The organism is Embleya sp. NPDC127516, from assembly GCF_044765325.1.
In the GTDB taxonomy this organism is placed as follows: domain Bacteria; phylum Actinomycetota; class Actinomycetes; order Streptomycetales; family Streptomycetaceae; genus Embleya.
Window position 1 is genome coordinate 32,525 of record NZ_JBIWJT010000036.1, and the last position, 14,995, is coordinate 47,519.

General features: G+C 71.6%; 14 protein-coding genes. 6 read left to right on the top strand and 8 right to left on the bottom strand.

Annotated features, from left to right (window positions below; translation table 11 throughout):
* Window positions 1–2 precede the first annotated feature (2 nt).
* A complete protein-coding gene (locus tag ACIRL2_RS42780) occupies window positions 3–1,220 on the top strand; it encodes an amidohydrolase (protein WP_395868935.1) in 1,218 nt (405 codons plus the stop codon).
* 101 nt (window positions 1,221–1,321) lie between these two features.
* Here the strand turns inward: ACIRL2_RS42780 and ACIRL2_RS42785 are convergent, their stop codons facing one another.
* Window positions 1,322–3,025: a choice-of-anchor A family protein gene (locus tag ACIRL2_RS42785; protein ID WP_395868936.1), complete on the bottom strand. Its 1,704-nt coding sequence runs from the start codon at window positions 3,023–3,025 to the stop codon at window positions 1,322–1,324.
* A 346-nt stretch (window positions 3,026–3,371) separates the two neighbouring features.
* Here ACIRL2_RS42785 and ACIRL2_RS42790 point away from each other — a divergent pair, with 346 nt between their 5' ends.
* Entirely contained in the window at window positions 3,372–4,322 is a 951-nt protein-coding gene (locus tag ACIRL2_RS42790; protein ID WP_395868938.1) for a hypothetical protein, read from the top strand.
* A gap of 17 nt (window positions 4,323–4,339) precedes the next feature.
* Here the strand turns inward: ACIRL2_RS42790 and ACIRL2_RS42795 are convergent, their stop codons facing one another.
* Window positions 4,340–5,263 carry a LysR family transcriptional regulator gene (locus ACIRL2_RS42795; RefSeq protein WP_395868940.1) on the bottom strand — a complete coding sequence of 308 codons (924 nt, stop codon included), beginning with the start codon at window positions 5,261–5,263 and terminating at the stop codon, window positions 4,340–4,342.
* A gap of 74 nt (window positions 5,264–5,337) precedes the next feature.
* On the opposite strand from ACIRL2_RS42795, the gene ACIRL2_RS42800 reads away from it, so the two are divergent.
* The 3 genes from ACIRL2_RS42800 (at window position 5,338) to ACIRL2_RS42810 (ending at window position 7,112) form a co-directional block, all read left to right on the top strand.
* Entirely contained in the window at window positions 5,338–6,282 is a 945-nt protein-coding gene (locus ACIRL2_RS42800) for an EamA family transporter (RefSeq protein WP_395868942.1), read from the top strand.
* A 195-nt stretch (window positions 6,283–6,477) separates the two neighbouring features.
* On the top strand, window positions 6,478–6,693 hold the full coding sequence (locus tag ACIRL2_RS42805; protein ID WP_395868944.1) for a type II toxin-antitoxin system VapB family antitoxin: 216 nt from the start codon (window positions 6,478–6,480) through the stop codon (window positions 6,691–6,693).
* Complete coding sequence (locus tag ACIRL2_RS42810; protein WP_395868946.1) at window positions 6,690–7,112, top strand: PIN domain nuclease; 423 nt, start codon at window positions 6,690–6,692, stop codon at window positions 7,110–7,112. The genes ACIRL2_RS42805 and ACIRL2_RS42810 overlap by 4 nt, the downstream gene beginning before the upstream one ends.
* 124 nt (window positions 7,113–7,236) lie before the next feature.
* Here ACIRL2_RS42810 and ACIRL2_RS42815 read toward each other — a convergent pair whose 3' ends face one another.
* The 6 genes from ACIRL2_RS42815 to ACIRL2_RS42840 all read right to left on the bottom strand — a co-directional run bounded on the left by ACIRL2_RS42815 (window position 7,237) and on the right by ACIRL2_RS42840 (window position 13,831).
* On the bottom strand, window positions 7,237–8,196 hold the full coding sequence (locus tag ACIRL2_RS42815; protein ID WP_395868947.1) for an electron transfer flavoprotein subunit alpha/FixB family protein: 960 nt from the start codon (window positions 8,194–8,196) through the stop codon (window positions 7,237–7,239).
* Window positions 8,197–8,313: 117 nt separating this feature from the next.
* The gene (locus tag ACIRL2_RS42820) at window positions 8,314–9,075 is read right to left on the bottom strand and encodes an electron transfer flavoprotein subunit beta/FixA family protein (protein ID WP_395868949.1); all 762 of its coding nucleotides are present in this window, start codon (window positions 9,073–9,075) and stop codon (window positions 8,314–8,316) included.
* A gap of 282 nt (window positions 9,076–9,357) precedes the next feature.
* The gene (locus ACIRL2_RS42825) at window positions 9,358–10,641 is read right to left on the bottom strand and encodes an adenylosuccinate synthetase (protein ID WP_402239903.1); all 1,284 of its coding nucleotides are present in this window, start codon (window positions 10,639–10,641) and stop codon (window positions 9,358–9,360) included.
* Complete coding sequence (locus ACIRL2_RS42830; protein ID WP_395868953.1) at window positions 10,638–11,630, bottom strand: hypothetical protein; 993 nt, start codon at window positions 11,628–11,630, stop codon at window positions 10,638–10,640. The genes ACIRL2_RS42825 and ACIRL2_RS42830 overlap by 4 nt, the downstream gene beginning before the upstream one ends.
* A 66-nt stretch (window positions 11,631–11,696) precedes the next feature.
* Window positions 11,697–12,986, bottom strand: coding sequence for a lipopolysaccharide kinase InaA family protein (locus tag ACIRL2_RS42835; RefSeq protein WP_395868955.1), 1,290 nt, complete (start codon window positions 12,984–12,986; stop codon window positions 11,697–11,699).
* Complete coding sequence (locus ACIRL2_RS42840; RefSeq protein ID WP_402239906.1) at window positions 12,983–13,831, bottom strand: NUDIX domain-containing protein; 849 nt, start codon at window positions 13,829–13,831, stop codon at window positions 12,983–12,985. The genes ACIRL2_RS42835 and ACIRL2_RS42840 overlap by 4 nt, the downstream gene beginning before the upstream one ends.
* Window positions 13,832–14,119: 288 nt before the next feature.
* Here ACIRL2_RS42840 and ACIRL2_RS42845 point away from each other — a divergent pair, with 288 nt between their 5' ends.
* Window positions 14,120–14,929, top strand: coding sequence for an STM4013/SEN3800 family hydrolase (locus ACIRL2_RS42845; RefSeq protein WP_395869252.1), 810 nt, complete (start codon window positions 14,120–14,122; stop codon window positions 14,927–14,929).
* Window positions 14,930–14,995 lie beyond the last annotated feature (66 nt).

Genomic DNA, 14,995 nt, shown 5'->3' on the forward strand with positions numbered 1-14,995 from the left:
CCATGGGGAACCTGCCGACCGGACCGGACGAGGTTCCGCCCGGCCTCGCGGAGCTCTACCGGGACCTGCACGCGCACCCCGAACTCTCCTTCCACGAACACCGCACCGCGAACGTGATCGCCGAACGGCTCGACACGGCCTGGACGGTCACCCGGGGCGTCGGCGGCACCGGTGTGGTCGCGGTGCTGCGCAACGGGGACGGACCCACGGTGTGGATGCGCGCGGACATGGACGCGCTGCCGGTCCGCGAGGCAACCGGGCTCGACTACGCGTCGACGGTCACCACCGCGGACGGCGTACCGGTGATGCACGCGTGCGGGCACGACGTCCACGTGACCTGCCTGCTGGGTGCGTGCCAGGTGCTCGCGACCCACCTCGACACGTGGCACGGGACGGTGGTCGCGCTGTTCCAACCGGCCGAGGAGATCGGTCGGGGCGCGCGGGCGATGCTCGACGATGGGCTGCTGGAGCGTTTCCCCCGTCCGGACGTGGTGCTCGGTCAGCACGTGGCCCCCGGGCCGGCCGGGATGCTCGCGCACTGCCCGGGCACGATGCTGGCCGCCGCCGACTCGCTCACCATCCGGCTGCACGGCCGGGGCGGACACGGGTCGCAGCCCGAACACGCGGTGGACCCGGTGGTGATGGCCGCGTCGTTGGTGATGCGGTTGCAGACGGTGGTCTCCCGGACGGTGGGTCCGATGGAGCAGGCCGTGGTCACGGTGGGCCGGTTGCAGGCCGGCACGAAGGACAACATCATCCCGGCCGAGGCCGAACTGGGCGTCAACGTACGCAGCTTCGACGAGGGTGTGCGGGCCCGGGTGTTGGCCGCGATCGAGCGGTTGACGGTTGCCGAGGCGCAGGGGGCGGGCGCGCCGAGGGACCCGGAGATCGAGACGATCCACAACTTCCCGGTCACCGTCAACGACGTGACCGAGACCGAGCGGGTCCGGGCCGCGCACGCGGCGGCGTTGGGCGAGGAGCGGGTCCGGATCATGGGCCCGGCGTCCGCGAGCGAGGACTTCGGCCTGTTCGCGACCGAGGCCGGCGTGCCGTCGGTGTTCTGGATGTTCGGCGGCGACGACCCGGCCGACTTCGGTCCGGACGGTCCGAGCCGACCGGTGGTGGCCAACCACTCGCCGTACTTCGCGCCGGTGATCGAGCCGACCATCGAGACCGGCGTACGCGCGCTCCTGATCGCGGCGGGCGCCTGGCTCGGGTAGCGGCCCTCGACGACGGCCGCCGAGACGGGACCGGCCGCCGGAGGTAGGAACGGCCCCCGATCTCCTCGGAGATCGGGGGCCGTTCGGGGGTCGGATGGGTGCTACGCGCGGCTACGACCACGCGAGCGGTAGATGAACATCAGGGCCACACCGATGCCGATGACGATCGCACTTCCACCGAGCAGTACCGCGGCACTGCCGGGCATCCCGCTGTGCGCGAGGTGCGATCCACCGGATCCGCCGATCCCACCGCCGTCACCACCGCCACCGTTACCGCCGTGGCCGCCGCCCGGGCCGCCGGCGTGGCCACCACCGGCGCCGCCGTGCGGCTTGGTGTGCGCACCGGAGGGTACGGCCGACTTGCTGGCGGAGGGCGAGGCCGAGGAGGAGCCGGACGGACTGGCCGACGGCGAGGCGGACGGCGACACCGACGGGGAAGCCGACGGACTGGCCGAAGGAGACGCGGACGGCGACGCCGACGGACTGGCCGAAGGAGACGCGGACGGGGAGGCCGAAGGCGAAGCCGAGGGGCTCGCGCTCGGGCTGGCCGAAGGACTCGCCGACGGGGAGGCGGACGGGCTCGCGCTCGGGCTGGCCGAAGGACTCGCCGACGGGGAGGCGGACGGGCTCGCCGAAGGCGAAGCGGACGGGGACGTCGACGGAGACGCCGACGGCGAGGCCGACGGGCTGGTCGACGGCGACACGGACGGCGACGCCGACGTGGGTCCGCCGCAGTCCGGCAGGTCACCGTCGAACGGGTACCGGTGGAACTCGGAACCCGACGTCGACTCGTGGATCAACGAACCGGCCGTGAAGAACCGCCCGTTCATCCCCGGCACCGACACGGTCGTGGTGCTCGCCGGGTTGCCCACCAGCACGCTGCCCTGGAACTGGGCAGAGCCCTTGATGGTCACCGACGTGGCCTCGGGGAAGTTCCACAGCAGCCGCTCGCGCAGCCCGGCGGGGATGCTCGTGCTGCCGATGAAGGAGCTGATCACCCGGGTCGTTCCGGTCAGGTTGACCAGGACCGTGGCGGTCGCGGGGATTCCGACGAACGAGATGCCCTGGTCGCCGTTGGTCATGGGATTGGGATTGACCATGTCGAAGTCGACGTTGAACACCTGGAGATCGGACGTACCGTCACCGGTGAACAGCGTCTCGAAGCCCACGTTCGTGGCGGTGCCCGTGGCGGCGCGAAGCCTCCCGTCCGGGAACGCGTAGCAGCTCGAGGAGTCGGTCAACTGGGGCCGCAGCCCGGCGTACGGCGCCGCCGCGGACCCGTCCTTCACCGGGGCGGGCGTCACGGTGCCACCGGTGAAGTTGCCCGCGTAGCGCACCACGCCACTGACCGCTCCCTCCTCGGCGAGCAGGCTCTGGCCGGTCGCGACCGTGAGGTTGCCGCCGACGGTGAGGAAGTCCGTACCGTTGTCGGGGGGCACCCGGGTGCCGACGCCCACGACGCCCACGTTGTAGACGCTGGACCCGGGTGGGGATGTCTTGTTCAAGTCGAAGTTGCCGAGGGCGACCAGCTTGCCCTCGGCCTCCGCGGCGGATCCGCGCACGGACCAGTCACCGCCGACGAACATGTTGATGCCGTTGTCTCGACCCAGGATCGGACCGGAGTTGGGTTCGACATTCGAGGTGTCCGGACAGGTCCCTGGAATACAGGGGCCGAGGCCGCCGGGCAGCGGCTTGGCGAAGCCCATGACAGCGAACACGCAGACGAGGATCACACCGCCGAGGGTGACGACTCCGGACAGCGCGAGGCCCGTCGCGCGGATCCGGGCGTTCGGTTTCCTGTGCATTCATGAAAGATCGGACATAAGTCTACAAATCGTCACAAGGCGCGCAGGAGATTCCCCCGAATGCCTCTTCCGAGGCGGCGCGTCGCTCGTCGTCAACCGAGATGCGTACGGTCCGCCTACGCCGCAGGTATGGGATGTGATCCGCCGGTCCGAATCGGAAACCGGGTACGGAACACGATCGTTGGCGTGGCGAGACGAGGCGGGGAGGGCGCCGCGCGAGGGTCGGCATCGAGCCGCGCGCGGACGGGCCGCCGCAGGGGTCGTGCGTCGCACCCTCGCGTGGCCGGCAGGGTGTCCGTAGCCGTCCTCGCGGTACATCCGAAATCTTGGTGCATGGGAGTCTTCTGTGATCGTCGGACTGGTCACCGCTGTCGCGGCCTCCGCGTGTTACGGCGTCGGGTCGGTGCTGCAAGCGGTCGGGTCGCGGCGATCCGCGCGCGAGGAGGAGGCCAAGCGGGCCGAGCGGGGCGGCGGCACCGCCCAGGTGACCGGGTACGGCGGTCCGAGCCTGTCCTCGACCGCCAAGGCCGCGGTCACGTGGGAGTTCATCGTCGGGACCCTGCTCGACTTCGTCGGCTTCGCGCTGGGCGCGTTGGCCGCTCGGCTGCTCCCGCTGTTCCTGTCCCAGACCATCATCAGCGCGAACCTGGTGATCACCGCCGTACTCGGGATCAAGCTGCTGGGAATCAAGCTGTACCGGGCCGACTGGACCTCGATCGGGGTGGTCTGCGGGGCGCTGGTCCTGCTCGGCATCGCGGCCGGGCCCGAGGGCGACGGGCACAGTCCGCGCGCCACGCACTGGTGGGTGCTGATCGTCACGTTCGTGGTGATCGTCGGCGGCACGGTGCTGGTCCGCTTCCTCGGCGCCAACGGCGCGATCGTCGCGGGCCTGCTCTCCGGACTCGGCTTCGGCGGACTCGGTATCGGCGTACGGATCCTGGACGGCGTCGACCCGTTCGACCTGGGCAAGCTGGCCGCCGACCCGGCGCTGTACGCGGTACTGATCGGTGGCATCGGCGGGATGTACCTGCACACCATCGCGTTGCAGATCGGCTCGGTGAACGGCGCGACGGCGGCGCTCGTGGTCGGCGAGACGGTGGTGCCGGGCGCGGTGGGCGTGCTGTGGCTCGGCGACACCTCGCGGGACGGACTGGCCTGGATGGCCGTGCTGGGCTTCGTGCTCGCGGTCTCCGGCGCGGTGGCCGTCGCGTACTTCGGCAAGCACGAACCGCAGGAGCCTTCCGGCACGCCGGATCCGGATCCCGCCGAGACGCCCGAGGCCGCCGCGCGGGGTTGACCGGGGGCGGCCGGCCCTCAGAGCCGGCCGGCTCCCGCTCGGTCCCGGGCCGCGAGCTCCGCGCCGACCGCCCGCAGCGTGCTCAGCAGCGGCGACGGGCCGTACCCCCGACGGACCGCCGCCATCAGATGCCGACGCGGCGCGGGCGCGGCGATCGGCCGCAGCAGTACGCCGGACGGCAGGGCCGGCTGGGCCAGCCGGGGGATGATCGTCACCCCCAGACCGGCCGCCACCAGCGCCAGTTGAGCGCCGAAGTCGGTCGAGGTGTGCACCAGGCGGGGTTGGAACCCGGCTTGATGACAGGCCGTCAGGAGCAACCCGTGGCACGCGGTCCCGGGCGCGGTGATGATCCAGTCGGCGTCGGCGAGGTCGGCCGCCAGGGACACCTCGGCCCGCTCGGCCAGCGGGTGCCCGCTGGGCAGCGCGATCTCGAACGGCTCGTCCAACAACGGGTGCAGTTCGATCCGCGGATGGTCGGGCGCGGGCATGTCCGGGTGCGTCATCACGACCGCCACGTCCAGTTCCCGGGCGGGCAGCAGCGGGAGCGCCTCCTCGGTCTCGTACTGGACCACCTCGAAGCGCCAGCCCGGATGGCTCACCTTGAGCCGGGCCAGCGCCGGCCCGACCAGGCCGGAGATGCCGGACGGGAAGGCGGAGATCCGGGCCCGGCCGATCCGCCCGTCGCGCTGCGCCGCGAGGTCGGCTCGGGCCTGCTCCAGGCGGGTCGCGATCGCGTCGGCGTGGCCGAGCAGCACGTGCGCCGAGGCGGTCAGGCGTACGCCGCGACCGTGCTTCTCCAGCAGCACCGCGTCCGCCTCGCGGGCGAGCACGGCCAACTGCTGCGAGACGGCGGACGGGGTCAGGTGCAGCGACTGCGCGGCGGCGGCGACGGTGCCGTGTTCGTCGAGCGCGCGCAGAATGTTCAGTCGCTTGAGTTCCATAAAGGAAAACTACCGATTGAAGTCCGGAAAATGTAGATGGACCTGATGGATGGCCGGGCCACACACTTCTGATCATGACCCGTACCGATTCCCTGTGGGCCGCGCTCGTCAGCGTGATCTGGGGAGTGAACTTCGTCGCGATCGACGCGAGCCTCGACGACTTCCCGCCCTTTCTGCTGGCCGCGCTGCGGTTCACCCTCGTCGCGTTTCCGGCGGTGTTGTTCATCAAGCGGCCGAAGACGAGTTGGTGGCTGATCATCGGGGTCGGGCTCACGGTCAACGTGGGCCAATTCGCGTTCCTGTTCAGCGCGATGCACGCGGGGATGCCGGCCGGGTTGTCCTCGGTGGTGATCCAGTGCCAGGCGATGTTCACCGTGCTGTTCGCGGTGGTCATGCTGCGCGAGATCCCGGGCCGGACCCGGCTAATCTCGCTCGCGGTGGCCGCCCTCGGGATGGGCGTGATCGCGTTCGGGCGGGGCCAGGGCGCGTCGTTGTGGCCCTTCGTACTGGTGATCGGCGCGGGGGCGTCCTGGGGCTTCGGCAACATGCTCACCCGGAAGGCGGGCATCCCGGGCGGCACCGGCCTGGTGGTGTGGTCCGCGCTCGCCGCACCGCTTCCGCTGCTGGCTCTGTCGCTGACGGTGGAGGGCCCCGGCCGGGACCTGGACGCGCTCACCTCCGCCTCCTGGAGCGGCGTCGGCGGCCTGGCCTTCACCGTCGTACTGTCCTCCTGGCTCGGCTACGGCCTGTGGTTCGCCCTCCTGGGCCGCCGCTCCGCCTCCGCCGTGGCCCCCTACGGCCTCCTCGTCCCGATCGTCGGCATCGTCACCGCCTGGGCCATCCTCGGCGAACGCCCCGGCCGGCTCGAATCCCTCGGCGCCGCGATCGTCCTCATCGGCATCGGCCTGGCAACCTTCACCGGCACCCCCAAGCCGCCCCCGACCACCCCCACCGCGTCGTCCACCAACCTGCCACTCCCCCCACTCCCCCTCGAAGCCACCGGCGGCACCCGAACCTGACCCGACCTCGCGGGCGCCGATGGCCGGCCTCGAGCCACCCTGGATTTCGGAACATATTCAACGAATGGCGGCTGCGCTCCACCCCAACGAGGCCGCCGAGGTCCCGCGTGCGGACCCGCGACCGGCACTGGCCGGCACCCGGATTCCGGATCGGATATCATTGACGCAATAGATGATATCAACGGAGGTGCATCGATGGCTCGAACCGTGATCGACCTCGACGACGATCTGGTCGCCGCCGTGGCCCAGGCCTTGGGAACCGGCACGAAGCGGGAGACGGTCAACACCGCCCTCCGCGAAGTCCTGGACAATCGGCGGCGTGCACTCGCGCTCACTCGGTTGCGTGCGGCGGCCGACGCCGATGCCTTCGACCTCGATGTCCTCGAGGACAAGCGAAACTACCGTCGGTGAGCGCCGCGCAATTCCTGATCGACACCAGCGCGCTCGCGCGATTCATGCGGGGTGACGCCGAGCAATTCGGCTGGGACCAAGCCGCCGGGGCCGGCCTCATCGCGACCTGCCCCATCACCGAACTCGAATTCTTCTACAGCGCCCGTACGGCGGCGGACCGGGCCCGGGGCATCGAGGACATGCGGCTGCTGTTCGGCTGGGTTCCGGTGGACGACCGGGCGTACGACCGCGCCTGGCAGGTCCAGGGCGAACTCACCGATCGGGGGCATCATCGCAGCGCCGGAGCCGTGGATCTGGTCGTCGCGGCCACGGCGGAACTCCAGGGCCTGACACTCCTGCACCGCGATCGAGACTTCGACTGCATCGCGGCCGTTACCGGGCAGGCACTCCAGTGGTACGGCCCGGCGGCCGGCAAGTAGCGTCCGGGGGCGGGGACTCGCCGGCGCCCGTGTCGGCCCGGCGGGAATGGATCGACCCCGCCACCGGTCGTCCCGGTGCGGGGTCGTCACGCGCGCGAAGGGGCCTGGAAGGCGCCCCCGTGCGCTACTTGCGCTTGTTGATTTCCGCTTCGAGTTGCGGCATCACCTTGAACAGGTCGCCGACCACGCCGTAGTCGACCAGGTCGAAGATCGGCGCGTCCTCGTCCTTGTTGATCGCCACGATGGTCTTCGAGGTCTGCATGCCCGCGCGGTGCTGGATCGCGCCGGAGATGCCCACCGCGATGTAGAGCTGCGGCGAGACCTGGGTGCCGGTCTGGCCGACCTGGTGGCTGTGCGGGTACCAACCGGCGTCCACCGCCGCGCGCGAGGCACCCACGGCCGCGCCGAGCGCGTCCGCGACCGACTCGATCACGTGGAAGTTCTCCGCGCCGTTGACGCCGCGGCCACCCGAGACGACGATGTCGGCCTCGGTCAGCTCCGGGCGGTCGGACTTCTCGCGCGGGGCGCGCGAGACGACCTTGGTGCCGGTGGCGGCGGCGCTGAAGTCCACCGTCACGGCCTCCACGGCGGGGGTGGCCGGGGCCTCCTCCGGGGTGGCGGCGTTGGGCTTGACGGTGATGATCGGGGTGCCCTTGGTGACGTGCGCCTTGACCTGGTAGGTCGCGGCGAACACCGACTGCTCGGTGACCGGGCCGTCGGCGCCGGCCTCGACGTCGACGGCGTCGGTGATCAGGCCCGACTCCAGACGCACCGCGACGCGCGCCGCGATCTCGCGGCCGTCGGCGGAGGAGGCGACCAGGATCGCGCCCGGCTCGCCGCTCTCGGCGATCCGGGTGAGCGCGTCGACGGCCGGGGCGACGAGGAAGTCGTCGACCTCGGGAGCGTCCACGACGTAGACCTTCTGCGCGCCGTACTTGCCCAGTGTCTCGGTGGCGCCCTCGGCGCCCTTGCCCAGGAAGACCGCGGCGGGCTCACCAAGGCGGCGGGCCAGCGTGAGCAGTTCCAGGGTCGGCTTGCGGACCGCGCCGTCGGCGTGGTCGACGAGAACGAGAATCTCGGCCATGTGGGGTTCTCTCCTTGTCCGGTACAGCCCGGATTTCTCCGGCCGGGTTGCGATGCTTGGTCGCTCCGGGAGCGACCGCCACAAACGTGTCGAAACAGTCCGGTGCTGCTGACCGACTCAGATGAACTTCTTGGCGGCGAGGAACGCGGCGAGCTGCACGCCGCCCTCGCCCTCGTCCTCGACGACCTCGCCCTTGGCGCGCGGCGGGCGCTTGGTCGCGGTGTCCACGATCGACCACGCGGCGGACAGGCCGACCTGGTCCGACTCGATGCCCAGGTCGTCCAGGTCGAGCGACTCCAGCGGCTTCTTCTTGGCCGCCATAATGCCCTTGAAGGACGGGTAACGGGCTTCGCCGGTGCGGTCGGTGACCGACGCGACGGCGGGCAGCGCGGCCTCGATGCGCTCGGTGGCGACGTCGCCCTCGCGACGGCCCTTGACGGTGCCGCCCTCGACCGCGATCTCGTCCAGGTAGGTGACCTGCGGGACGCCCAGGCGCTCGGCCAGCATGGCCGGCACGACGCCCATCGAGGCGTCGGTGGAGGCCATGCCGCACAGGACCAGGTCGAAGCCGGCGTGCTCGATCGCCTTCGCCAGGATCAGCGAGGTGCCCAGCGCGTCGGTGCCCGCGATGTCGTCGTCGTTGACGTGGATGGCCTTGTCGCCGCCCATCGCCAGCGCCTTGCGCAGCGCGTCCTTGGCATCGTCCGGACCGACCGTCAGGTACGTGATCTCGGCCTCGACGCCGGACTCCACGATCTTGAGAGCCTGCTCGATCGCGTACTCGTCCAGCTCCGACAGCAGGGAGTCGACCGACTCGCGATCGGTGGTGCCATCGTCGTTGAAGCCCCGGTCCCCGGTCGCGTCGGGTACGTACTTCACGCAGACAACGATTTTCACAACAGTTCTCCTGTGGTCGTCCGGTCACCCAGGTGCCGGTCCGAGGGTGTCATGCCCGTCGACCGGGTCGGCGACAGGCCCACGGTTCCGGCCCCAAGATCCATCGATCTTCGCGCCACGATGCCACGCCCGCGCGGGGGCACACGCGTGACACAGGGCACATTCAGTTCTGACGGTCCGTCAACTTCTGCTTCGAGAGTACGCGGTTCCGGTAAAGCCGCTGACCACCGACCCGAACTCGACCTCCTGCGGACCCCCCGACAGCTATGTTACCGGAGAGTAATAGGAGCCTAGTACCGGCTCCTCACGCTTGTCACCGGTACGCGGTCCGAACGAGAGCAAGGTCACCGGGGCACCCAGTTCGGCAGCGACGAATTCCGGCCACGCCGCGGGCGCCGGCCCCGGCTCCACGACCGGCCGCGCGGCGAACATGTGCCCGGTCAAACTCTCGGCATGCGCGAGGTCGCCGTCCGGACCCACTCGGGGCTCGACACCCCGGTACGACCGGACCACGCCCACCGGCGCCCGCCCGGGGACGTCCGCGTGGGTGAGCGCCAGCCCGTGCACGCCCCCGCACACCGCGACCGCGTACCGATGCGCGACCGCGTCGAAGTGGCCGACCCGGAACGCGCCCTGCCAGCGCCCGGTCCCGTTGTGCGCGTCCGGCAACGCGGCGGTCAGCGCCGCGTCCTCGGTGGGCAGCGGCCCCGCGCCGTGCCGGGTGGTGTAGGTGCGCAGCACGCCGAGCCGATACAGCGGCTCGCCCGCCTCGGTGGCCAGCGTCTCGGCGTTCGCGAACGTCGTGGTCGACCACGTCGTGTACGGGTGGAACCCGTGCCACTCGTCGAGCAGGACGCCCTGCGCACCCTCGAAGACCACCGGACCGCCGCGCAGCAGCTCGCGCGCGTACGCGCGATCCACCACCCGCACCGCCCGCCCGAAGCCCAGGAACGCCTCCGCGCAGGCCGCCACGTCCGGCCCCAGCGGTGTCCCGAATTCGGCGCTCAGCGCGTCCCGTACGGCGCTCAGCCGGCGGTGCAACAGCCGCGGCGAGCCGCAGTCCCCCACCCGCGGCGCCGCCTCGGGGTGGGCCAGCGCGAACGCCGCGGTCTCCCCCACGCCCATCCCGCACGACCCGTGCCGATCGGCCCCGCGGGCCAGCTCCCGGGCCCGGTTGGCCGCCGCGTGGTACGGCGTGGTCAGCAGCGCCTCCCGGTCCGCGGTGAGCAGCGCGAACGGGTCGGGCACGCCGAGCCCGCGCAGGTGCTCGGCCTCGGCCGCCAGCGCGAGCGGGTCCACCAGCATGAACCGGGACAGGTGGGTGCGCGTGCCCGGGGTGAAGGTGCCCGAGCCGAACTGGGCGAACGTGTGGTGCCGCCCGTCGTCGGTGACCACGTTGTGCGCGGCCTGCGCGCCGCCGTTGAAGCGCACCACGGCGTGGACCGGCCGTCCCTCCTCGCGCGCTCGCGCGCACAGCCGGTCCACCGTGGTGCCCTTGCCCGCGTCGCCGAACCCCAGGTCAACGACCGCGACATGACGTGGGGTCACAGACGCGGGGTGCCCGTGCCGTCGCCGTCCAGGCCCGGCAGCGAGCCGGAGACGGCCACGCCGCCGCCGGCGCGGGCGTAGGACGCCAGCGCCTTGGAGACGTTCGCGACCTGGGCCGTGGCGCCCACCTCGCGCAGGTGGTCCAGGCCCTCGTCCAGGTCGATCGCGTCCTCGGCGAGTCCGATGGTCAGCGCGATCGTCTCGCACACGCCGTCCGGATCGTCGAGTTCGATCACGTTCTGCCGCAGCAGGCCCTTCCACTCGCCCAGCACCTCGGCGTCGCCCACGTAGGACGATCCGGCCGGGAGGATGTAGTAGACCTCGTACATCCGCTGGAGTTCGGCCAGGATGCGCTCGATCGGGATGTCCTCGGCGAGGTCGTCGCCGATGAACTCCTTGACCTCGGAACGGCGCACCTTGCGGTAGGGCATCTCGTCGCCGATCACGAACAGGTAGCCGCGCTTGCCGCGCTTTTCGTGACAGTCGATCGAGGTGTGCCGGGCCATGAAGTACAGCGCCAGCTCGTAGGATTCGCGCTTTTGTCCACCGCCGCCACCCTCCAGGAGGATGTTGCCGAGCTGGTCGTCCATCCGGTTGTCCGACTCGAACTGGCCGATCTGCAACGGGACTCGGTCACACGTCGCGTCCCCTATCGCGCCGAACATGATCTGCGGGTCCTGCACGTAGCCCTTGCGCAGCAACAGGCCGAACAGTTCGGGCAGCTTGGTCTGCAGGGTCTGCGGAACCCGAAGCATCGAGCCGGTCACGTCGAAGAGCACCGAGATGGCCAGCGACGTGGGGTGCTCGTCGCTGTCCCGGCTCTCCCGCGTGCTCGCCAGGGTCGGGTCCAGGTCCGCGTGCGCCTTCCAGGCGCTGCGCGGCGTGCTGTGCTTGGTGACGTGGTTGTAGTGGAACGCGCTGCGGCCGGCGGCCGCGTTGTAGCTCTGTGCCGCGTCGTAGACGTTGGTGGACCAGTTGCCACTGCCCATGGTGCTCACTCCCCGATCGGGACGAATGGATCACTGCGCCGGGACGGCCGTCGGGCCGCGCCGGCTCTATACGGAATCGACGGACCCGCCGGCGACCGACCCGCCCCCGGTCGATGTGCCCGCGGCCGGCTTGCTCGCGGCCGGCTTGCCGTCGGCCGGTTCGCCGCCGGCGCGCTCGGTCCGGTCGGCGCCGCCCGCGGCTCGCGGCTCGCGCCGCGTGGGCATCGCGAACGGCCGGAAGCGACGCGGGCCGTAGAGCTTGCCGAGCAGTTCGTCCAGCTCGCCGAGCAGCTTCCACGCGTCGTGCGGGCGGCGCGCGGGAGCCGGCAACGAGCAGCCCCGGGCGAAGCGCAGCAGCGGCTTGGGCGCGTCCGGGGCGAGCAGGCCGGTGACGCACTTGGTCGCCATGTACACGTCGGCGGCGGTCTCCGGCGGCTGCTTTCCGGGGATCTCCGGCGGGTACAGGTCCGCGTGCCGGTCGATCATCGCGGGCACGTGCTCGACCGCCTTGGCGCGCAGGATCGCCTCCGGTCGGGCGGCGTCGCCCGGGCCGTCGAGCAGCACCGAGTAGCACCAGTCGACCAGGACCAGGCCGTGCTCGCGTGGGTGGATCAGCACGTGGTCGGGGGTGATCGCGCCGTGCACGACGCCGGCGCGGTGCGCGTACCCGATCGCCACCAGCAGGCGGCGCCACATCCAGGCCACGTCGCGCGCGTCCAGCCCGTCCGGGTACGCCTCGCGCACCTCGGTCAACGAGCGGAAGCCGCGCACCCGTTCGATCACGTTGGCACGCCGTTCGACACCCGACTTGGCGTCCCGGTGCCGGAAGGTCTCGATCAGCCGGGGCACGTAGTTCGCGTACTCGGGGTCGCCCTCGCGGGCGATCCGCTCCAGTGCGGTGGCCTCGCGCTCCATCAGGTCGTTGTCGGCGACCGAGCGCGGCAGCTTGAGCAGCGCGCGCGCCTCGCCGTCGTCCTCGGCCCGGTAGCCGACCTTGTACAGCGTGGCGATGTCGCCGCTCGCGCGCTCCTCGCCGACCGAGTAGACCCGGCGCTTGGTGGTGATCACCACTTGGCGGCCGGTCACGCCGGTGATGTCCTGCTGATAGCGGTTCCACAACTCGCCCAGCTCGGTGAAGGCCGCGGCGGCCTCGGCCCGGCGGGCGGCCGGGGCGGTGTCCGGGTGGAGCAGGCGGGCCAACTGTCGGTAGGTGCGGTTGCCCGCACGCAGACAGGCCTCCGGCGTGCCGTCGTAGGGCCCGAAGACACCTTGCGGATCCGGCGCTCCGACCAGCAGGTCGAGCGCGGCTTCGAAGGTGGTGGGCGTGGTCGAGGTGGTGCCGGGCGTCCTGGTCATCGGGAGTCCTCCTCCGGGGACGGGCGCAGCAGCGCCGGGTGCAGCAGACGTGCGGGGCCCGCGCGGTACAGCCGGGCGCGGCGACCGCCGCGAGCCCCGCCGCGCGCGGTGGTGGCGCCGGTGTCGCGGACGAAGCCGGGCACCGACAGCACCTTGCGATGGAAGTTGCCGGCGTGCATGGGCTGTCCCCACACCGCCTGGTAGACCTCGCGCAGTTCGGTGACGGTGAACTCCTCACCCGCGAACGCGGTGGCCAGTGGCGAGTATTCGAGTTTGGCGCGGGCGCGCTCGAGGCCGTCGGCCAGGATGCGCGCGTGGTCGAAGGCCAGCGCGCCGGGATCGACGTCGGCCACCGGCACCCACAGGGCGTGCGCGGCGTCGCCGCCGGCGGTCGGGTCGGGCAGGTCCGGCGCGAACGCGAGGTGCGCGACCGAGACGATCCGCATCCTCGGATCGCGCCCGGGCGCACCGTAGGTGCCGAGTTGTTCCAGGTGCACCCGGTCGAGCCGGGCGCTGGCGGCGAGCCCGGTCTCCTCGGCCAGTTCGCGCTCGGCGGCCTCGCCGAGGTCCTCCTCGCGCCGCGTGCCGTCCGGGTCGACCACGGGCCGCACGAAGCCGCCGGGCAGCGCGAGCCGGCCCGCGAAGGGCATCTCGCCGCGCCGCACGAGCAGCACGTGCAGCGCCTTGGCCGGGCCTTCGGCCGCGCCGTCGGGGTCGCCCCCGGCCGCGCCGGTGAGTTGACGAATCGTCAGCGCCACGATGTCGACGGTCACCGCGATCGGTTCCCAGGCTCTGGGGTCGTAGGACGCGAGCCAGTCGCGTTCGGTGATGGCGGTGTCGGCCATGTCGCACTTCCCTCCGATGTGCCCACTGCGCTGCACGTCCGACGCGGCCCCGGCGGTTCACGTTCCCGATACCGACGCGACGGTTGTTCTCCGAATGAGATGTTCTTAGATTGAGAACAACATACACGGCGACCCGGACACCGGCGAGGGGGTTATCCCTCGAAGAGTCGCCTCCCTCTGGTAGGCATGGGCGATCCATTCGCCGCCCGCGTGCGGGCCACCGGCGGCGGCCCGGAACACCCGAGCAGAAGCGGAGAAGGTGGCATGTCCGATATGACCGGTCCCGACATGAACGCCGTCGTCGGCGAGCAGGACCTACTGCTCGTCACGCTCGACGCGCTGCGGTACGACGTGGCCGTCGAACTCGCCGCGGCCGGCCGGCTGCCCAACCTCTCCCGGGTCCTGCCCGAGGGCGGCTGGCAGCGCCGATTCACCCCGGCCAGCCTGGCCTTCGCCGCGCATACCGCGTTCCTCGCGGGCTACCTGCCCACCCCCGCGGGTCCCGGCCCGCACCCGCGCCTGTTCGCCGCCCGGCTCGGCGACACCGAGTCCACGAACGCGCACACGTGGCAGTTCGACACCCCGGACCTGCCCAGCGCGCTGACCAAGGCGGGCTATCACACCGCGTGCATCGGCGGCGTCGGCTGCTTCGACAAGCAGGGCGCGCTCGACTCCGTGCTGCCGGGCATGTTCGCCGAGAGCCACTGGGACCCCGAACTCGGCGTCACCTCACCGATCTCGTTCGAGGCCCAGGTCGCCCGCGCCGAACTGGTGGTCGGCGGCCTGGACCCGGACCGCCGGCTGTTCCTGCTCGTCGACGTCGCGGCCATCCACCACCCGAACTGGTTCCACACCCCCGGTGCCACCGCCGCCGACGGCGACAACCGCGACACCCACGCCGCCGCGCTGGAGTACGTCGACCGACACATCGGGCGGTTGTTTCGCGCCATGAGCTGCCGCAGGCCCTGCTTCGCGATCGTCACCAGCGACCACGGAACCGCCTACGCCGAGGGCGGCGAAGCGGACACGGCCGACGCGCGCGACGTGGTCTGGACGGTCCCCTACGCGCAGTTCACGATGAGCCCCGGCGAGTGGTGAACACGCTCCGGCGAACCGGCCCGGGACCCGCTCGTGGATCAAGTTGGCGAACCGAACGCGGATCCG